The organism is Leisingera sp. JC1 (genome assembly GCF_001679925.1).
In the GTDB taxonomy this organism is placed as follows: Bacteria; Pseudomonadota; Alphaproteobacteria; order Rhodobacterales; family Rhodobacteraceae; genus Leisingera.
Genome location: NZ_LYUZ01000118.1, coordinates 1 through 19,619, shown reverse-complemented (window position 1 = coordinate 19,619; position 19,619 = coordinate 1). Strand labels below are relative to the sequence as shown.

At 57.4% G+C, this 19,619-nt stretch carries 19 protein-coding genes and 1 pseudogene; 7 read left to right on the top strand and 13 right to left on the bottom strand.

What is annotated here, in order from left to right; translation table 11 throughout:
• From A9D60_RS26890 to A9D60_RS19650, 5 genes are all read left to right on the top strand, one after another.
• A partial coding sequence (locus tag A9D60_RS26890) for an ATP-binding protein (protein ID WP_065266702.1) occupies positions 1-143 on the top strand: 143 nt, incomplete at its 5' end.
• Between the two features lie 77 nt (positions 144-220).
• Positions 221-1,510, top strand: coding sequence for a tyrosine-type recombinase/integrase (locus tag A9D60_RS19665; RefSeq protein WP_083194267.1), 1,290 nt, complete (start codon positions 221-223; stop codon positions 1,508-1,510).
• A gap of 672 nt (positions 1,511-2,182) precedes the next feature.
• A complete protein-coding gene (locus tag A9D60_RS19660; protein ID WP_217492077.1) occupies positions 2,183-3,376 on the top strand; it encodes an HlyD family efflux transporter periplasmic adaptor subunit in 1,194 nt (397 codons plus the stop codon).
• Positions 3,366-5,579: a glycosyltransferase family 2 protein gene (locus A9D60_RS19655; RefSeq protein WP_175392987.1), complete on the top strand. Its 2,214-nt coding sequence runs from the start codon at positions 3,366-3,368 to the stop codon at positions 5,577-5,579. Before A9D60_RS19660 ends, A9D60_RS19655 begins: the two co-directional genes overlap by 11 nt.
• Positions 5,580-5,820: 241 nt before the next feature.
• The gene (locus tag A9D60_RS19650; protein ID WP_065269167.1) at positions 5,821-6,453 is read left to right on the top strand and encodes a tyrosine-type recombinase/integrase; all 633 of its coding nucleotides are present in this window, start codon (positions 5,821-5,823) and stop codon (positions 6,451-6,453) included.
• Between the two features lie 479 nt (positions 6,454-6,932).
• On the opposite strand, the gene A9D60_RS19645 is transcribed toward A9D60_RS19650, so the two are convergent.
• The 7 genes from A9D60_RS19645 to A9D60_RS19620 form a co-directional block, all read right to left on the bottom strand.
• Positions 6,933-7,961: an IS110 family transposase gene (locus tag A9D60_RS19645; RefSeq protein WP_065269166.1), complete on the bottom strand. Its 1,029-nt coding sequence runs from the start codon at positions 7,959-7,961 to the stop codon at positions 6,933-6,935.
• A 411-nt stretch (positions 7,962-8,372) separates the two neighbouring features.
• A complete protein-coding gene (locus A9D60_RS19640) occupies positions 8,373-9,224 on the bottom strand; it encodes a delta-class carbonic anhydrase (protein ID WP_065269165.1) in 852 nt (283 codons plus the stop codon).
• A 165-nt stretch (positions 9,225-9,389) separates the two neighbouring features.
• The gene (locus tag A9D60_RS19635; RefSeq protein WP_065269164.1) at positions 9,390-9,908 is read right to left on the bottom strand and encodes a hypothetical protein; all 519 of its coding nucleotides are present in this window, start codon (positions 9,906-9,908) and stop codon (positions 9,390-9,392) included.
• Between the two features lie 77 nt (positions 9,909-9,985).
• Positions 9,986-11,293 (bottom strand): carbohydrate porin, encoded by a 1,308-nt coding sequence (locus A9D60_RS19630; protein WP_065269163.1) that lies wholly within the window; start codon positions 11,291-11,293, stop codon positions 9,986-9,988.
• Positions 11,290-11,925 (bottom strand): hypothetical protein, encoded by a 636-nt coding sequence (locus A9D60_RS19625; RefSeq protein ID WP_141117985.1) that lies wholly within the window; start codon positions 11,923-11,925, stop codon positions 11,290-11,292. Before A9D60_RS19625 ends, A9D60_RS19630 begins: the two co-directional genes overlap by 4 nt.
• A 575-nt stretch (positions 11,926-12,500) precedes the next feature.
• Positions 12,501-12,818: a DUF6515 family protein gene (locus tag A9D60_RS27390; RefSeq protein WP_083194268.1), complete on the bottom strand. Its 318-nt coding sequence runs from the start codon at positions 12,816-12,818 to the stop codon at positions 12,501-12,503.
• A gap of 16 nt (positions 12,819-12,834) precedes the next feature.
• Positions 12,835-13,632 carry a DUF2092 domain-containing protein gene (locus tag A9D60_RS19620; RefSeq protein WP_065269161.1) on the bottom strand — a complete coding sequence of 266 codons (798 nt, stop codon included), beginning with the start codon at positions 13,630-13,632 and terminating at the stop codon, positions 12,835-12,837.
• A gap of 549 nt (positions 13,633-14,181) precedes the next feature.
• On the opposite strand from A9D60_RS19620, the gene A9D60_RS19615 reads away from it, so the two are divergent.
• Positions 14,182-15,201: an IS110 family transposase gene (locus A9D60_RS19615; protein ID WP_065269160.1), complete on the top strand. Its 1,020-nt coding sequence runs from the start codon at positions 14,182-14,184 to the stop codon at positions 15,199-15,201.
• A 729-nt stretch (positions 15,202-15,930) separates the two neighbouring features.
• Here A9D60_RS19615 and A9D60_RS19610 read toward each other — a convergent pair.
• The 6 genes and pseudogenes from A9D60_RS19610 to A9D60_RS19600 form a co-directional block, all read right to left on the bottom strand.
• Positions 15,931-16,862 (bottom strand): annotated as a pseudogene (locus tag A9D60_RS19610) (IS5 family transposase).
• A 213-nt stretch (positions 16,863-17,075) separates the two neighbouring features.
• Complete coding sequence (locus A9D60_RS19605; RefSeq protein ID WP_065269159.1) at positions 17,076-17,498, bottom strand: hypothetical protein; 423 nt, start codon at positions 17,496-17,498, stop codon at positions 17,076-17,078.
• An 88-nt stretch (positions 17,499-17,586) separates the two neighbouring features.
• Positions 17,587-18,054 (bottom strand): hypothetical protein, encoded by a 468-nt coding sequence (locus tag A9D60_RS26225; RefSeq protein ID WP_217492076.1) that lies wholly within the window; start codon positions 18,052-18,054, stop codon positions 17,587-17,589.
• A gap of 79 nt (positions 18,055-18,133) precedes the next feature.
• Positions 18,134-18,409, bottom strand: coding sequence for a hypothetical protein (locus A9D60_RS26220; protein ID WP_141117983.1), 276 nt, complete (start codon positions 18,407-18,409; stop codon positions 18,134-18,136).
• 11 nt (positions 18,410-18,420) lie between these two features.
• The gene (locus A9D60_RS26215; protein WP_141117982.1) at positions 18,421-18,864 is read right to left on the bottom strand and encodes a hypothetical protein; all 444 of its coding nucleotides are present in this window, start codon (positions 18,862-18,864) and stop codon (positions 18,421-18,423) included.
• A gap of 12 nt (positions 18,865-18,876) precedes the next feature.
• Positions 18,877-19,080, bottom strand: coding sequence for a hypothetical protein (locus tag A9D60_RS19600; protein WP_065269158.1), 204 nt, complete (start codon positions 19,078-19,080; stop codon positions 18,877-18,879).
• A 357-nt stretch (positions 19,081-19,437) separates the two neighbouring features.
• Between A9D60_RS19600 and A9D60_RS19590 the strand changes: the two genes are divergently transcribed.
• Positions 19,438-19,619 (top strand): transposase (locus A9D60_RS19590; protein WP_175392904.1); only part of this gene is annotated, 182 nt, incomplete at its 3' end.

Here is a 19,619-nt window from a genome sequence, read left to right as displayed (position 1 = left end):
TCATCGACGAACCGACTTTCGCAGACGCCATCCTCGATCGGCTGATCCACAACGCGCACAGATTGCCTCTCGAAGGTCCGTCGATGCGCAAGACCCGCGATGCCCCCGCGGCCAAAACCATTGACGAACAAACCGACACCTGAGATGTCAGATCAAACGCTCAGCATCCCGCGCGAACTTTGTCCGCGCACCCCGGAATGACTGTCCGCGTGCCGTTGGAATGGCTGTCCGCGAAGCCCGGAATGCGCAGCCTGGGCTTACACTTAGAGTTACACCAACCGGAAAGAAGACGTTTTCCGTCAGGGTACGTTCCCTGGACGGTATTGAGCAGCGCATCACTATCGGGTCCTACCCCGACATATCGCTGAAGAGCGCCCGCGAGATGGCCGCCGAAAAGCGCGTTGAGGTCCAGAAAACCAAGGGAAACTTCAACCACATCCTAAGGAAAAACCAGGACGCGCTAAAGGCATCTCCGACACTGCGTGAACTGGTCGATGAGTTCAAAGCCGAGCGTACGGGAATTCGAGTGACATGGACACCCCGACGTCAAGGTGGGAAATCTGAGGCGGAGCGCCGCATTCATTCGGTCTTCAATCCACTTCTCGATTTACGGGCAATTGAAATCTCGCCTGACGACCTTGCGGCTGCGATGAGAAACTATAACCCGCCTTCAGGAAAACCAACTGCGAACGGACAGTGCAGCCGGGCGCGCGCCTACCTCATGTCCGTACTCGATTGGGCTGCGGGTCGCGAAAAATTCCGTTTTTCCGGGCTCAAACGCCTGCCGGTGCTGAACGTGCCGGATATGCGCGACACCGCTGATCCGGCAAGCAACGACCCCAGCATCACGGGAAAAAGGAAACGGGCATTGAGGCGAGAGGAAATGGAGAAAGTGCTTCCGCTTCTCGTCCATCCGGCGCCCGCCTGCCTGGCAATGCGAATGAACCCGATTATCGACATGCGCCCGATCGCCTTGCGATTTATCCTGCTCACTGCTGCACGTCTCGATGAGGTCGTGACCATGCGCTGGCGAGACGTTGATTTCCAGCGCCGGGAATGGCTTAAGCCATCAGTAAAGATGACCAAGGGCCCGCCAAGCCCGCAGCTCCTGCCAATCCCCGACGCTGTGATCGATCTTCTTCAGAGTCTCCCTGGCTATGAGAGGCGCCGCCAAGAGCCTGACGCACTTGTATTCCCATCTTCCTGCAATACGGAGCTGCAAAACTGGGATCGGATCACCAAGGCAATCCAGCGTGAAAGCAAAACCACCAACTGGCATCGCCATGATTTGCGTCGGACATCCGCAAGCTTGATGAGATTGATCGGTGTAGACCTCGGTACGATCGACCGCATCTTGGGACACAACATCGATCATGACCGTGAAGGAACAAGCCGCGCACTCGACAACTATCTTGCTGATCTGGACATGGGCGATGTCGAAGACCCTCAACGCACAGCCTTGAGTAAGTTAGCAACCGTTTATGCGAAACTCACGGACAGCCTGAGTTGACGAACACCCAGCGCCGCACACTAATAGACGTGGCACCTGTGCCAGTTGCCTTGAGCGCTGCTCAGGGCGAACGGCACTTCCAAAGCCAGCCCGAAGCGGTCATCCGTGCGTGGTGCGGCTAAGGTCGGCAACGAGCCCGGAGCGGGCATTGTGATTTTTTGCTGCGCGCGCTCGCAGCGGAAGAAATGCTGCATGCGCTCGAAATCTGGCGCTGTAACGCAGCGATGAAACCGGCCATTGATGCAGCGCAGCGAGGCTGGAACGGGCAACTCACAAGGAGCGAAACGAAACAGACTTTCGTTGCGTTAGCTTTCAAAGACTGCTTACGAATTTCATGCGGCCGATGTCCGCAGGAAAGGATGCCTACCGAATACTGTGGTGGTGAGACTTGTTAGAATTGAAATCCCGCCTCCCCGCGCCGTAACTTAAACTTTCAGGCCCGGCTGGATTAGGTTTGATTGATGGGATTTTAACTAAACTGAGGTTGGCGGCCTCCGCCTGGCAATCAACAATTAACGCGGCAATGCGATAGTCCATTGTATTTATTTTCAGGCGCCGGGTCCCACCATGAAACTGAAGCGAGCGGCGCGGATTGCGGCAGGCCTTGCCTGCCTTGGTGCCGCGTTCATGATATTTGCACCACACGCAACGAATTATATTTCACGGGCTGCAGTGGTCAACGCACCCATCATTTCCGTCAAAAGCCCCTTTGACGGCGCACTGATGTCCGGCGCGCTCACGCCCGCAACGCCAGTGCTGCCGGCCACTGCAATTGTAGAACTTCAGGCGTCGCGCTCCAGCCGGACCGAGCTTGCGCGGCTGGAAGCCAGGATTGGAATCATGGCCCGGGAGGAGGTTTCGATCATCACTGAAATTACCGCCCTTACGCAGCTGGACCAGCAACTTCTGGTAAGGATGGAACAGGTCCAAACGCTTGCCCGTCAAGTGCTGGAGGCGCAGCTGAGCGGTTTGCGCGGGGAGCTGGCGGCAGCGCGCGAACGCCAGGACCGGCTGGCGCGGGATGCTCAAAGGCTTGAGCGGCTGTCTGCCAATGGGTCTGTGCCGCAGACGCAGGCTGAGACAGCGGCGTCGCTCGCAGCCGAGGCAAACGGCGAGGTCATCCGGCTGGCCGCCGCGGTCAAGGAGACGGTGCGGAGCATGGCCGGGGTCAAGGATGGTATCCTCCCTGGGCTGGGAACAGAGGATGGCAGCTATGCCCGGCAACGCCGGGATGAGGTCGCAATCCGGCTGGCTGACCTCAAGGGCCGGAAGGCCCGCGTTAGCGCACAGCGCACCGGTCTGCTTCAGGAGGCCGAGGCGTTGCGCGAGGAGGTGGACCGGCTTGACCGGTTTGCCCCGCAATTGCCCACCGGCGCCGTGGTCTGGTCTGCAACCCCTGCCAAGGGCGCGGTGATCGCGGCGGGAGACGAAGTCCTGCAACTTCTTGATTGCTCCCGCAGGTTCGTCGAGGTGTTTGTACATGAAACGGCGTTTGAGGCGATCCGCCCCGGGGATATGGCGCGGGTGCGGCTGCGCGGCTCGGATGAGACCTTCCCCGCCACTGTCGAGGCGCTGCGCGGCGCTGGCAGCCAGCGCGCCACCGGGTTGCTCGCTGCTGAGCCGGAAAATCTCACAGAGGGCAGCCTGTCTGTCATGCTGCGCCTTGCCCCGGCAAATGTGGCAACGGCCGGAGTCGCGCAGAATTTCTGCGATGTCGGTCGCACTGCCGAAGTGCGCTTCGACCGCGGATTGGGCAACATGCTGACGGTCGCGGGTCATTGGTTTGAGGAACTGCTGCGCGGTATCGCACCTTCGCTGGCTGCGTCGCCCGCTCCTGACGGGGATGGCCCGCCGGATGCAGGCTGAATCCCTCGTTCCCCTGCTGCTGATCACCGCCGCGATACTGCTGTTCGGCAACCGGTGGCAGAACAACGCTTGGGCAGACCGGCTGGTGGTGGCGGGCTTGACAGTAGTGATCCTGCGCTACCTCAGCTGGCGGCTGTTCGAAACGGTGTTGCCGGCCGGTATTTTCAGCGTGACCGGCCTGTTTATCTGGACCGTTTTCATCATCGAGATCCTGGCCTGGCTCGATACCGCGGTGCTTTATGCCTACATGCTTCGCCGCACCAACCGCACTCCGGAAGCGGACGAGCACGAGACGCGGCTGCGCGGCATGGCCCCCATTGACTTGCCCGAGGTCGACATCTTCATTGCCACCTACAACGAGCCCGCCGAAGTGCTGGAGAAGACAATCGTCGGCGCAGTGGAGCTGGACTGGCCGCAGGCAAAGCTCAATGTCTGGGTGCTAGATGACGGTCGGCGCGGTTGGTTGCAGCGCATGAGCGAGCGCCTGGGCGCCGGCTATCTGACCCGCGCCGACAATGCCCACGCCAAAGCCGGCAATATCAATGCTGCGGTTGCGCGCACCTCTGCTCCCTTCTTCCTTGTTCTTGACGCGGATTTCATTCCGCAGCGCAATTTCCTCTACCGGACCATGGGGTTTTTCGAGGACCCGAAAATCGGGATCGTGCAGATCCCTCACAACTTCTTCAACCCCGATCCGATGCAGGCGTCGCTGAACATGAGCAAGGTCATGCCCGACGACCAGCGTTTCTTCTTTGAGGCGATCATGCCCGGACGCGACGGGTATGACTGCGCCTTTTGCTGCGGATCTAACGGCATTGTGCGGCGCAGCGCGCTGGAGGAGATCGGCAACAAGCTGCCCTCTGGCTCGATCACTGAAGACATGCTCCTGACGCTTGCCCTCAAACGTAAAGGTTACATTACGCGCTATCTGGATGAGCGTCTGGCATTTGGCCTGGCCCCGGAGAACATCAACGCCTTCTTCATTCAGCGGGCACGGTGGGCGCGCGGCGCCATCCAGATCATGTTCCTTCGCGAAGGCCCGTTTGGCGGTCCTGGCCTGAGATGGTATGAACGCCTTTTTTTCCTGCCGTTCCACTGGATCACCCAGTCATTCGGCCAAACCATTGCTATGGTGACGCCGGCCATATACCTGCTCACGGGAGTGCCGCCGCTGGTCAATGCGTCTGCGGACACGGTGATGTCTTACCAGCTGCCTGCAATTGTCGCAGCCATTGCGGCCGTCCGGCATTTTGCACCGGGGAAATACCACCCGCTGGCAACGATGGCGCACGGCGTTCTGCAAGCCTTCCGGCTGCTGCCCGTGGTGGTCGCCACGCTGCTGAAACCGCACGGCCATGCGTTCAAGGTCACCCCCAAAGGCGGCGAATGGACGGAAATACAAGACACAGCAACAGTTGCCATCTGCCTTCTGCTTTGCGGCCTGATGACTGCCGGGCTGGCCATAAACTCCAGCTACAACCTTCAGATCATCGCTTCCAGCCACCTGATGCCAGTCGTTGCCTTCTGGTCGGTGGTTAACATGGTCGTACTGCTGCTGGTGGCAAAAATCGCCATCACGCCGCAGCTCCTGCGCAGCGAAGTTCGGTTCGAACTGAATGAGCCTGTGGTCTTGCGTACGGAAGGCGGCGGGCAGGCCGCGGGCAAATGCCATGACATGTCGCTGAACGGTATACAGGTAGAGGTGCATGCGGGCCGCTCTTGTCTGCCTGAGGCTGGCGGCTGGATTGGTGTGGATGTCGCACAGGTCGGCGTAGTGCCGGCACAGCTTCGCCGTGTCTTCAAGGGAGAAGATGGCAGCCTTCGCGCCGGGCTGTCCTTTGCCTTGCCCGCGGCGGAGGAACTGGCAGAGCCTTGGGAAGAAAGGTACCCGGACCGCACTGCGGCGGCGGAGGGCGCGGCACAGCTGCGGCGGCGCTTGATCCGCAAGCTGTTTACCAAGGACCGGGTGCGCAAGTTCGATGGCCAAGACGACTGGAGGATAGGGGTCAGCATGCTGAAAAGCATTGTGGCCTCGGAACAGACCGTCTCGGAGGTCAAAAATGCCTGTCAGGATGCCGCCCGCCCAGTCGTGCCCGATTGGCTGCGGGCGCTTCAACTGCAGACTGAGCCTGCGTTGGATGACGAGTGGCGTGCGGTGCTGCGAGCGCACGAAGAAAGCACGAATGACAGCTCCGCTGCTTAAGTGAGTTCTCTAACACGCTTGCTCGCATGGCCTTGGGTGAACGCTGTAAAAGGTTAACAATAGAACAGGCATTCGCTACTGCACTGCAATTCGGCAAGCTTGGGCTCAGAGCAGCCCAATGCACCCGTAACGTTTCCCGAAGAACAAGCAATCGGACAACGGTCATTCAAACCAACAGTAAAATTCAGGTGTCAGCGCGGTGCTGATGTCTGGGCTTGGCGGGAGGATTGGAGGACCCAATATGCCAAGAGTCCAACTTCCCGCAGTCACCCCGAAACGAAATGCCTGGAACAAGGGCCGGGCCGTCGGCCAGAAAAGGCCGCTGTTGCCGAAACAAGTGTGGGCAATCCGCGCGCGGCTCGAACTGGCCAGGAATCTGCGTGATCTCACGCTGTTCAACGTGGCGATTGATAGCAAGCTTCGCGGATGCGATTTGGTGAAACTGTCCGTCAGCGATTTGGTCAGAGATGACCGCGTTCGCGAGAGGGTGTCTGTGATCCAGAGCAAAACCCGGCGACCCGTTCAGTTCGAACTCTCTGAAAACACGCGGGATACCATTACCGCATGGATCAAGTCGCCGGAAATGATCGGCTGCCGTTTCATGTTTCCTAGCCGGTTTCATGACCGCCTACATATCTCAACCCGCCAATATGGCCGACTTGTGCGGGATTGGGTGGCTGCGATTGGGTTGGAACCCAGCGGCTACGGCACCCATTCGCTGCGCCGGACCAAGGCGGCGGAGATCTACCGCAAAACCGGAAATCTCAGAGCAGTTCAACTGTTGCTCGGACACACAAAGGTTGACAGCACTGTCAGATATCTTGGTGTCGAACTTGAAGATGCGTTGAGCATCGCCGAGCAAATCGACATTTGAACCACCTTGGCGGGCGGCACTTGCCGTTCGCCAATCCAGACCAGACCTACGGTCGCACCGCTGCAGTGGTGCGGTTCGAGCCCAACCTATACCTTGGATCTTTTCGCTGCGCGCGCTCGCAGCAGAAAATCGCCGCGACTGCATCATTTTCGGCGCCCCTGCGCGGCGTGAAACCAGCCGTTCAAGCATGCTGCAGCGAGATCTGTCACCCGAATTCACATCTGTGGATGCCCCAGTAAATGCAAGTTATTTTTGAACGTTTTGGGATTGTGAACGGATGCGGTCATCTGTCAGGCCTGTTGATGCGGCGTTTCAGATGCCGCTGGCCGGTATGGAGATACGCGGTTCAGTTCCAAATCAGGTTGGCGGGTTGATTATTCCGCTGTGAATTTCTGGTTTTACTGAACCGATCTTTCCGATCATTAGCCCTTACACTCAAAGACCTCCTCACATTCCCGACGTACCGCCCACCGCAACGCTTACGCGGCGGCGATGGCCGGATCTCTGTAATCCTCGTGTTTCACCAACATGGCCCATAACCTGCGCGCCATCTTATTTGCGAGCGCAATAGCGACGACCATACGTGGTTTCCGTGCGAGCATCTTTTGCAGCCAAGATCCTTCAGAGGCACCCTTGTGAACCGCCACTTTCACGACGGACATGGCACCGATGACCAAAAGCCTACGGATATCTCTTTGCCCCATCTTCGACGTTCGGCCTAGCTTTTGCTTTCCGCCTGTCGAGTGTTGCTTCGGTACCAGCCCTACCCACGCAGCAAAATCCCGGCCCCGACGAAAGATTTCCATAGGCGGGGCAAAGGCCGAGACAGCCGTTGCAGTTATCGGACCGATGCCCGGCATGGTCTGAAGACGGCGTGCGGTATCGTCTCTTGTCGCTTCGATGCGCACCTGCTTTTCAAGCCCGCCTATCTGTTCTGTTAGCGTAGCGATCTGGCCAAGGTAGATTGATCCAACATCTGTCACCACTTGTGGCAGACCATTCTCAGGATCTTCCAAGATTTCCCTAAGGCGTTTGATATTTGTCGTCGTCTTTGGTGCCACCCGGCCAAACTCGGCAAGATGAGCCCGCAAGGCGTTGATAAGCTGCGTGCGTTGTCGCAAGAGCAGGTCACGTGTTCGGAACAAAACCGCCCGGCTTTGCTGCTCAGGTGTTTTCACGGCGACTGTTCGCATCGTTGGACGTGACGCAGCCTCGGCAATCGCTTCTGCGTCAGCAGCATCGTTTTTATGCCGTTTGACGAAAGGTTTCACATAGATGGGTGGTATCAATTTCACTTCATGGCCGAGTGCTCCGATCTGACGCCCCCAGTCATGCGCGGTCGCGCAGGCCTCCATAGCAACGGTGCAGTTTGGTAGTTGTGCAAAAAATGGCACAACTTGCACCCGGGACAGTTTCTTGCGGAACAAGACATCCCCACCAGCTGTTGCCCCATGCACCTGAAAACTGCGCTTTGCCAAATCCATTCCGATGATTGCAACCATTTCCATTGCCGCCTCCTCTGTTTCTGGTCTGTTAAAACAGCACCAGCATGGCACATCACGATGCCGTCGGGAGGGGCATCCACTCCATCAGGTCGCCGGACTTTCCAGTCAATCGCTACGACTGCAAAATCAGATCAAAGCCACACGGCAGCTACGCGCAAGGAATCATCTTTGGATAGTCATTCAAATCGCGCTTCACCCGTACTGAGTGGTAACGGTATATTTTGCGACGGGACCCGCAAGCAGGAGACATTCGCCGCAGTAACACTGTCTGGATCGTGATGAGCTTGGTCGAGCGGGGGCAAATGATCTTTCGCCGCTTTCTCAGTGGTATAAGAATGGCTCTTGACCGGGTGATTGACGTCGTGCGCAATAATCAGGACGGGCGAAATTGCCCGCCCTTCAGCGTCAGTTCTCTCAATTAATTTGCGACAACAAATCGGGATTGACGACCAGATTCCGCACACCGTGGGCGTGATCTTCGCCGAATGGATTGTCTTTGAGCCACGCATCCACTGAGCCGATATTCAGTTTCACGACCTCCGGATGCACGCTCCAAGTGACCTGGAAGGGCGAGCCTTTCTCGTTGTACCCCGGGCCGGTGGTCGATCCATCATAGACGACCGGTGTACCAAGATCGGACGGAAGGTTCGGGACTTGGTTGAGGCCATTGATTTCTTCAATGCGGGCCATCTCTCTGAAGTCCGCACCGCCCTCGGCTACCAGCACTGCAACAACGGCCTCAACCCGCAGCTGCGGGTTGCTGATTGCATCGCTGAGGCAGGTATCAAGACTGTTTCCAAGCGTCCCTCTCGCGGTTGAGTGAACGAAATGAATTTCGATTGTATCGCCCGGGACAAGATCTCCATGAGGGCTTTCTCCAACCTTCATTTCGACGGGCGCAAGCTCGGCTTCAGTCAGCTCGCCGTCATATTTGTAGCCGGTGCCATATCCGTGGCCGTTGCCATTGCCTGCATAGGTCGTGAACATACCGCCTTTGTGCTCGGCATTTTCGTGGAAATGAATGTCGCACAGCATCATTTCAGTCACCGTCGGCGCAGCGCCGAATGCACGATGGTTCTGACCGTCAGGCGCATCGATGTCGCGCGGCGACTGCGGGCCGAACCCCATACCTTCGGTTGCGGCAGCAAGGGCGGCGCGCTGCTCGGCAATGACTTCGTCAGAGACCGCATTGCCGTCGGATCCGGCAACAGCAGCTGAAGCCGCCAGCGCAGCTGTCAAACTTGTCAAAAGGAATGTCTTGGGCATTTTTTCCTCCTGGAAATCAGCCAAACAAAATGCTGGCCTTGGGATAAGACCCCGCAGCGGGAGGCGCTGCAGGTATCTGAAAATTCGGCAGCAGGGTCTGATTTTGGCATCACACCCGCCTCATCGTAACTCTGGCGGCCAGCCGGGAGGCACATATACCGGGCTTCAGCGGTGGTGTGGCTTCTCTGAGCCGGCGCTTGAAAACAGCAGTTCCGTGACCTGTTCACGGCCAATGACCCTGATCATGCTTGTCAGCACGCAGTACAGCAGCAGAAGCAGAATCAACCACATTTCCAGGGCAAGAAAATACGGCCGGGAAAACGTCGCTGTAAACTCCTCGAAACCCGCGCGGAACCCGCCATGCTTGACTGCAGCATGCAGCAGTTCTTCGACCATTCGGAAAAGAGTGGCTATGATCAAAAACAGAAAGGCCTTCCAAAGAATATTGCTGATCCGCCACCAGGAAAACGCCTGTGCGAAAGCGGTGTTGTCAGCAATCAGGATCGCCTTTGCCACGGTTAAAGCTCCAACCGTTGCAACTGATGCGGAAAACCAGGAAACACTGAAATCCGCGACCGCCACTGCTTTCGTGAAAGTGATCATGTGGAACGCAACGAAGAAGAACAGAAAGGCCGGGAAACCTCTGCGCAACTCATGCAGCAGCCAATGCAGGGCTTTTTTCATACTTTAGCCTCTCTCGCCTGCCAACGCCTGTGCCATGGTACGGCCATCAGAAGGACTCCTGTTTCCCTTTGCTGCGGTCAGAACGTCACGCGAAGTCGAAGACCGGCAGTGAGGACTTCATCGAAGGCCGCGGTTGCGGCGGGGTTCTTGACCCACTGCACCGAGGGCGTAATGACAACATTCTGAACTAGGGTAAAGCGGTAGAAAACTTCGCTGGTGATCTGTTCCCGCAGCAGCGGGTTCGAAGGTTCGCCCCAGCTTACCGCAACCCCAAACACATCCCGCGCGGCCCGGTGCTGCGTGTCGATAGCAATGCCGAGGCCCGCGGTGACATCCTTTTTCATCAGCGAGGCATTGCCGTCGGAATACCCCGCTATCAGGAAAGGAAACCACTTGTCATCGTAAAGCCTGCTGGCAAGAAACGTCACCCCTTGCCCGGAGGGCGTGCCCTTGGCCTCCAACTCATCCTGATGCCAGAACTGTAGCCGCACCACATCCCAGCGCCGCCGGTCCCGCGTTGTCGGCCAGTAGCGGAATTCGATGGATTTGTAGAATTCGCCCTCGCCGATCGTGTCGAACGGGTTGTCTGCGGTCTTGGCGTTAGCGTCATGAATGCCCGCGACCATTCCGAACTGCGGCGAAAATTCATAGGCGAAGCCACCGCCGATGCCACGTCCCGGCGAGGGCTTGGTCAGGCTGCTCTGCATGGCGAGATTCTGAAATCCGCGCAACGACGAGGACAGCGCATGCCCATTGTACCAGGATAAAGCGCTGATTTTGCCGAAAACGAAGCGGAACCGTCCGTCCAGCAATGACTGCCGCCAAGCAAGCTCGGTCAGGGCAAAGCCGAAGTCGCTGAATCCGCCCGACGGCACGATGCCGCCATATTGAAAGGCCAGGCTGGTCGGCGGCAGCGTGGTGCCAAGCGTGGTGCGGTTTTCAAGGCGGAAGGTCAGCGTGCCGGTGTTCTTGGAGCCGCGCCCCAAGAGTGTCCACGAGCCCTGCAGCTGCAACCGCGCCGCTGCCGCATTGGTTTCTCCAAGGCTTTGGTCCAACCATTGATGCGAGGATTGGTAGCTGAATTGCAGCTTCAGCCCGTGCTTGTCGTTGAGCCGCTTCTTCCAGGCAAACCAGGGCGCAAAGAACTCCTCGGCTTTCGGGAAGCTAAGGACGCCGTCGATTCTCTGGTCGTCCAGTGCAAGATCTTCGGTGACGCTGTCGCCGGTTTCCAGATTGTCCGAAGTCCCGTACCCGGACAGGGTCTGCCCCCCGGATGGCGCAGTGCTTTGGGCAACGGAAGGCGAACCGCTCAATCCAAGCAACGCCATGCCGAGCAAGGCCGTACGCAGCGCCGCCACACGGCGGGAAAGAGCCTGCGCCCTCATTGCGCGGCGGCTCCGTAGCGCGTGTAGTACTGATGCATGTCGTCACCGGCCATGTCGACCGGGGCCTCGGTGCTGCCTTCAATGGTCAGGTCTTCGCCCGGAGTGGTTACCCGGAAGCTCCATCCCTCGGCCGGCGACAGCTGGTCTGCCAGGTTTGCGGGATCACCACCGCGCACATCCGGCCCCCAAGCATTCAGGGCATAGACGTTGCCGTCGGGATCCACCAGTTCATAGACCGGGCTGCCCGCCTTGAAGGTCATGGTTTGCGTTTTTGCACTGATATACGGGCTGTAGGGGGCCGCGCCTTCACCGGCACCGAGCGCTGCAAGCGGCAGGGTCGCACCATAGCGCGCCTCGATTCCCGCAAAAGTCTTGGCCTCCCCGAAATTGATGGTCTGCTCATCCATGGCCCAGAACTTCGGACCGTTCAGCTGCGCCTTTACCGCCCCGTGCGCTTCCGCGATCTGAGCGGTATCCATGGCCTTCCACAGGTCTTCCGGACAGCCGGCTGAGGCGGAAGTATTATAGATATCCACATGGTCTTCGTAGATCAGCAAGAATTCGCAGAACCGCATGCCGCGGATGTCGGTCAGCGTTACGCTCTCTAACTGGCTCTCCGCGAATGAGGGCAAAGCTGCCCCGGATGCGAGAGCACCGGCGAATGCCAATCGGAAAACCTTCAGTGGGAGGTGTTGAAAAATCCTGAACCGTGTCATCGTTAAAGCTCCCTGTTCGATCAGTATCTGCGCTCGAAAGAGCCAGAAACTTTATTGCGGGAATACAATCACAGTATCTCCCGCCAGAGATTTCAGTCCAGTCTTTTTCTGGTTGCAGGCGCTGGTGATGGCGTCGCGAAGTAGTTCCAGGGACAAGTGTGCCAGTGAAAAAGGGGGGTCAAATTGGCCTTCTGGCGTGGTTTAATCAGGTTTCTGCGACGGTGGCCAGCTTTACCGCGATCTTATGCTGAACGAGGAATGGGCTTTCCTTGACAGGTGATTTTGTCTGGCGCGTCGCGAACGGGACACAACTCCACCTACCATTTCCGCATTTTGCATGGTGTAGGGCACGCGAAGTAGTTTGAAGGCATTTTGCTAGGGAAGCAGAGGCACTAGCGATTCCGGCAAGTTGCCACTTCAGAGAGAAGGCTGGTCTAACTTCAGGGCGCTCAAGCAAGCGCTGTCAGCAAATAACCTTACTATGAAAGGGGTTATTCGACAGTCACAACAACATATTGCCCGCCGACTGACTGGTAATATGTGCCGCCACAAAGGTACAAGGCGTCCCCGTTGACCGATACCTGGGAGCAATTCGGCGGGAGACTCGCAACATAGATTGTCGTACGGCGCACCACACGGCGTGTTGTCCGGCGGGCGACTCCAGCATAACTGCGTGGTGTCCCCGGTCGTCCGACCCGCGCCTCAGCTTGCTTCACAATACCTTCCCCCGATAGCCACTGTTCTGTGTCCGGTTCAACAATCAGCCCGAGAACCAGTGCTGCACAACCCAGCAGTTTGTTCGTTTGCATGAACCATCGCATAAGCCTACTCCACAACAAAAAGTCTTGAGATATCAGGATTGGTCACATCTATCCTTCGGGATCCTTCCGGCGCTTCAAAATCGAACGTATCGGGAGCAATAGAAATGCTGCTATCAAATCCGGAGAATTGCACCATAAATTGAGGCGCGCCCGTCAGCCACTTGCTGGTGATAACATATTTGACTGGCACGGGATCTTCACCCGCCGCTATCCAAAGCTGCCAATCCACCTCGGCGGCCCGAAATGAAAGATGATGTGCCCGCTCCCCTCCGACAATTGTTTCGCCTAGATATTCTCCGGATTCCACTTCCAGCATCAAACCTGGATAGGGGTCGGAATAGAGGAGGTCCGCACCGCCTATGACTTCGGCGCTGAGGACAGTTCGAAGCTCGTCAATCGCTTCATCAATTCCCCCTTCAACGGGAAATTCCGCCCAAGAATTCAACGCTTCATTAAACAGGGACAAGACCGTCCCGTTATAGGTCAGGACCGATTTGCCCACAGCGCTTTGGCGCTCAAATCGCAGACCTCCATCCCGGTCGACCAAGGCAGTTCCATAGCCAGTCAGCTGGATTTTTCGCCCATCTTGAAAGATGACATCCGTCGATGCGTCTGCGTCAACCTTGAAGGTTTCCATACCTGCCATGTAGTTCGACATATCCCGCAAAATCCGGTCTGCTTCGGCATCCACTTCCGCAGACAATTTGATTGGCATGGCAGCCATGAACAGGACCGACAGAACTAGGGGCTGTCTCCAATACTTACTTGTGGGGAGTTCCGGGAAACTTGCTTTGGGTCTCATGGCACAGTTCCTATAACGATTCTCAGAATCAACTTCACGTCCTGCCGCCTCAACTAGATAATAGCATACAGCGCGAAAAACCTTTCGCCGATTTCCTCGGGTCCGAACGACTGCAAACGGGAAGTTCGCCGCGCCACAGAAAATCTCGCGCTGCGAGAGCGAGGGATTTCTGCATCAGCAATAGCGGCGTGAGCAAAAGGCGGGTTTGTCCGCTCTTCGATGGTCGGAGCGGCCCGCAGCGAATGAGCTGTTCGGTATCAGCCTGATTTGGCGCGAGTGAATGACCGGCCCGGGGAAATCTGCCGCGTCGCCGAAAACCTCGCGCGGCGAGAGCGAGGGTTTTCTGCGTCAGCTTTAGCTACGACCGCAAAAGCCGGGAATGTCCCGCGTGGCAGCCGCTCGTGTCCGGCGGTTTCTGGACTCCTGGCCGCTACGTCAGCGCAGGGCAGCTTCGAGCCCTCAGCGGATGGAGTGGGTGGCTCCTGCTCCACCGGCGTCGCAATGCGCCATACTGCAGTTATCAACGACTGCTCGGAAAGGAGCCACCCAATGACAGTTAAAACAGTTGGACTGGATCTGGCCAAGGACGTGTTCCAGGTTCACGGGATTTCCGCCGCCGGCCGCAAGATTTTCAACAAAAAGATCAAACGCGCGAAACTGCTCGAATTTTTCGAAGCTCTTCCGCGCTGTGTCGTCGGCATGGAAGCCTGCGGCTCCGCCCATTACTGGGGCCGGGAGCTCAGCAGGCTGGGCCATGATGTCCGCCTGATGCCTGCGGCCTATGTCAAACCATACGTAAAGCGCGGCAAGACCGATGCCGCTGATGCCGAGGCGATCTGCGAAGCTGTCCGTCGGCCAACAATGCGCTTCGTCGAAGTGAAATCCGAAGACCAGCAGGCAATCCTGGCACTGCACCGCACCCGGGATCTCGCGGTCCGGCAGCGCACGCAGCTGGCGAATATGATCCGCAGCCTTCTGCGCGAGTTTGGCCATGTGCTGCGGAGCGGGATTGAGGCTGTGATCGCCTTTGCCAAGCGCCACCTTGAAGGGGAACGGCCCGGCATGCCCGATCTGGCAAGCGGCATTCTGGGCACGGTCTGCTATCAGTTCCTTGGAGTTCACGAGCGCGTTGAAGGCTTTTCAAAGATGATCGAAAAGCATGCGCTGCTGGATGCCGGTGCCCGGCGCCTGATGCGTATGCCTGGCATCGGCCCGATCACCGCCTCCGCCATCGTGGCGACCATCGGTGACGCGAAGCAATTCCGGACCGGTCGCGATCTTGCAGCCTGGCTAGGCCTGACCCCGCTCAACAAGTCCAGCGGCGGCAAAGAGAAGCTCGGCAAGATCACCAAGAAGGGCGACAGATACATCCGCAAGCTTCTGATCACCGGCATGACGTCCCGCGCGCTGATGGGCAGGAAGCACCCGGAGCGCATCGATATATGGAGCGCCAGGATTCTTGCCGGGAAACCGTTCCGGTTGGCGACAGTCGCGATGGCCAACAAGAGCGCCCGGATCATCTGGGCGATACTGACGAAACAACAGGAATACCGGCAGCCGGCCGTCTGACCAGACCGGCCTGCCCAGAGATGCAAGACGCGTGATGTGATGATGCGGACCTAAGTCAACCAAAAGCCAGGACACTCCGGCAATGGCAATGGCCCTCCGAGGTCGTTTAGCCGATAGGAACCTTGCTTGCGGAATTCATCAAGGCCAGCAGCCCGCAACGCAGGCTGCGCGAACAGGCCGGACACACGACGGTACTGACGGACCGCCGCGATCACTGCAGAAAGCGCTTGCAATGCAGGCGCCACCCACACACGTCATTGCCCTGGGGGCGGCCCTTCGCTGGCGCAGCACGTCAGTCACAACCCTATCGCGACATTCGTACCAGGCGCAGCGCGCACTCCGCTGCAGGCGCGAAATTCCGGGGCCTCATTCCAGAAAGCAGCCATACAGAAGTCGGTGGCGGGCCCGGCTGGCGCTGCGGTCCACACCTGCGGCAGTGATGCGCAGATAGCGCCATTTGCAAACTCGGCCATTTGAAGCAACCAGATGAGGTTTTACGCTGCGGCGCGGCCCGCCGTTTCGGTCGTTCGCTGCGGCTGCGAGGCTTTGCAGCCGGTGAGCTCACACAGTGCGGGACGGAACTGCCTTTCGCCGCACTTGCAGCCCGGTCAGCCTGAGATGTCCGCTATGCGCAGAAAGCAGTCTTTGAAAAGTTTTGACGGTTACCGCATAGCAATGGCATTGTTGCAGAACCCAGCAACTGAGCGAGTTTTCCCTTTCCCATTGAGTTCAGGCCACGCGTTCGATCTCGGCCATGCCGAGTTCGTTTAAGCGGTTCATGAGAGCGATACGGATGTGGATTTCGGCGGTCTGGCGGTCGGGGTCTCGTGAGGCGATGCTTTCGCCGAAGGATTTCAGGCATCGCATCTTTGCCTCGATCCGACTTCGGGCATGATAGCCGGTCCATCGCTTCCAGATGGCTCGCCCGAGGTGCCGGGTGGCGCGCAGGATCTCGTTGCGAGCCGTTGCGGCCGGACAGTCTTCCTTCCAAAGGCGCCCGTTCTTGCGGATGGGGATGACGGCGGCGGCGCCTCGATCCAGGATGGCCGTATGGCAGCGGCGCGTGTCGTAGGCGCCATCACCGGTCACGGTACAGATCTGATCCTCTGGCGGCACCTGGCTCAGCAGTTTGGGCAAGACCGGACTGTCGCCTTTGTCGCTGGAGGTGAACTCCACCGCCCGGATGTCGCCGGTGCCGGTGTCCATCGCCAGATGAACTTTTCGGTATTGGCGCCTTCGATGGGTTCCATGCTTGCGGGCCAGCCACTCGCCATCGCCGAAGAACTTGATCCCGGTACTGTCCACCAACAGGTTCAGCGGGCCTGCCGCGCGACGGCCCGATATCTGGACGGTGATGGATTTCTGGCGTCGGCTCAGGGTGGAAAAGTCGGGCACCGGCCAGTCCAGCCCGCCATCGTCAGGATGCTGCCCACCATCCCGGTCGTTTGCCTCAACGGCAGGCCGAACAGCACTTTCACCATCAAACAAAACTGAATCGCCGTATCCGAGAACATAGCAGGGCGACCGTTGCGACCGGCCCTGGGTGCCAGCCACACCATGTCCTTGTCCAGCCAGATCAGCAGCGAGCCGCGCTGCTTCAGCGCGTCGTTGTAGGACTTCCAGTTCGTCGTGCGGTAGCGGGCGGGTTCAGGCTTGCTCATGCGAACCTCTTAACCCACAGGATTCTCAAGGTGAATCCGGATTGGTCAAGTTCTGCAACAACGCCTATTCAGGGTTTCCCCATGCACAATCCACCGCATGATTTCCACATCAGACACCTTCTGCATAGACACCAACGCTAGCAACAAGCTGTTTTCATCAGAGAAATCGGTTTCTTTCTCAATGCTTTGAACAGAACCCAATGCCGTCTCTCCTTACTTGGACTCTTCGACTGAAAAGAACAGCCAAAGAATTACAATCGATGCGAACGGCGACCAGGCGATTGAAAGCAGCCACCACGGCCAAGGGTTATGCCCGCGCGCTCGCGCCATGTCGCCGACCAGCGAGAAAACCAACCAAACAACCCAGACGAAGAAAACCAGGACAACAATGGGGAGGCCAATTTCAGTTATCAGCAAACTGTTGCTCCTTTTTCCGACACCGGGGTTGTGAGTTATCATTTCGATAATTCCCCGCAAAACGCGAATTTTCTGCCCTACCATCACCTTGCCCCTAGCCGACAGGGGCAGCGGCCCGCGCGTAACTAGTGCTTGTTTAACCAGCTTCGCGGGCCGCACTCCTTTGTTGGATCGATGGCACTCAAGCTGGGCTTTGGAAAGGGCAATATCGACAGCCATTTGTGCCAAGGTTAAGCGTCAGCGTGGTAGCAGGGGGTCGCATTGCGGCAGGCAAAAATCAGACCAGCCAGATTTTCAGTTTTTTCTACTATAGAAGGTGTCCACAAAACTTCTCCACCAATGGATCTAAGGCATGTGTGATGTAGCGAAAATAAAACTCCGCGGACACTACTTTTACCCCATCAAGTTCTGAAGTTGGGAGTAGGGACACCAGTTCTTCAACGTGACGAATGTCAACACTTTGCCCATCACACGAGCAGTCACGGTTTTCCAGTACATTGAGGAGCCTGTTAAAATGATAGGTCAAAATACGAGCCCTGGTGTTGTATTTCACCGGGTTAACCCGTTGCCACTTTTTCCATTGTTTGTATTTCTTTGGCCTTTCACATTCCGTGTGATCCTCAGCGTTTGATGGTTTCATTGGAGGCACATCTCCGGCCAGGAAAGGTGCGATGATCCGCTCCACGCGGGCCCGCTCTTTCTCGTTTACGTAATTCCCTCCCCCTAAGAGGGTGGTTCCGCTGAGTAGTAGAGAAAAAGTGAGAACAGCAAACAAAGGTCTTCGCAAACAACGGTCCTCCAAAATGGTTGAGGCAGTGGGGTAGGTTCGAGCGATCGCTCCTTTGTTGGATCTTTCACCAGTCTGCGTTGCGCACCCTTTGGTCGTGCAGAATGGCCCATAGGTAAGCTGGCCCACGAACCAATTGATTTACTTCACCAGGCCCCGACAGAGGCACTAGAGCAAGTGCTTTTTCAACGTCAGCACGCCCCAGCCGGTAGTCCGTTCGGCTGGTAATGAACCCATCGCCATCCATGCTGTAGGTGAAAGTTTTTCCGCTGATGGTTTGGAATTCACGCCCGGCGAGCGCCCCTATTCGATTCCAAACTTCTTCGATTGTCGACTTGGGCATGCACCTGCTCCTTAGTTGGACTTTGGTGGAAACTTCCACGCCAAGCACACCCCCAGAGCAACCACAAATCCATGAGGTAGTGCAACGCTGGGAAAATGAAGAACACTGAAGAAGTCGAAGCTTGAATAGACTTGTGGCCAATCAGCTTGGATACTCGGCCCCTTGTTCAAAACACCACTGCAATCCCAAGACGCTTCGGATATCTCCAACAACTTTTTGTAGGCAAGCTGGTAGCTCTTCCAAAAGGCATCAACGAGCCAAAATACTGTTGCCGAAAAAGCTGCGGCCAGAACCACTACACGCCCACGCGAGCCGACAGCATCAGAATATGCTGTCACAATTGCCGCCAACCCTATGGTGACCGACCAGCCTTTTAAGATGAGGGATTGGTCATTAAAACCTTCGTAGGTCGTGTGGAGCAGTTGATACTGCGACCAAAGCACCTCGCAAGACAAGACAGCGCCTCCCTATTCGGACTTAACCCATTTTTCCAGTTCTTTATCGTACCAATAGGTCACTGCAAAACCACCTAAACCGATCGGATAAAAAACGTCGATGCTAGCATCATCGATGCGAGAGTAGTACTGAGCCCACTTGGACTTTGCCGCTTCAATTCCCTTGCAGTGAATTCTTCGCCCGTCACCAAGATCGAGTACCACGACATAGCGCAACTGGGTCTTCCTCCTATTCTGGATTCTCTTCTGCAGCCAGCATGGCCGCCCAGGCCTCATCACCCAAGACGGCACGTAACACTGCATCCACCTCTGGTAGATAGGAAGCCCACATAGGGGCGCCGTCCATCTTTGAGTTCGGTGGGTGCCCCTCCAGCTCACAAAGTGCGCGCGCTGCGCGTTCGCGCGCGGGCCTTACCTTCGCCATACCTTTGCTCCCTTTCTGGACAACTATCCGATCTTACGAACCAGCTCTTTTTCGGATTTGGACATCGCTTTCTTACTCAGAATGGCATTGTTGCAGAACTCTCTCGTTGGAGGATTCACAACACGAATCCATGGGGTTAGACGGATGTCATGAGCAAGCCCAAGCCCGCCCGCTACCGCACGACGAACTGGTCCGCCTACAACGCTGCGCTCCGCAAGCGCGGGTCTTTGCTGATCTGGCTGGACAAGGAGATGGCCTGGTACGCGCCGCATGAGGGCCGCCCTGGGCGCCCGCCGGTGTTCTCGAATGCGGCGATCCAGTTCTGCTTATC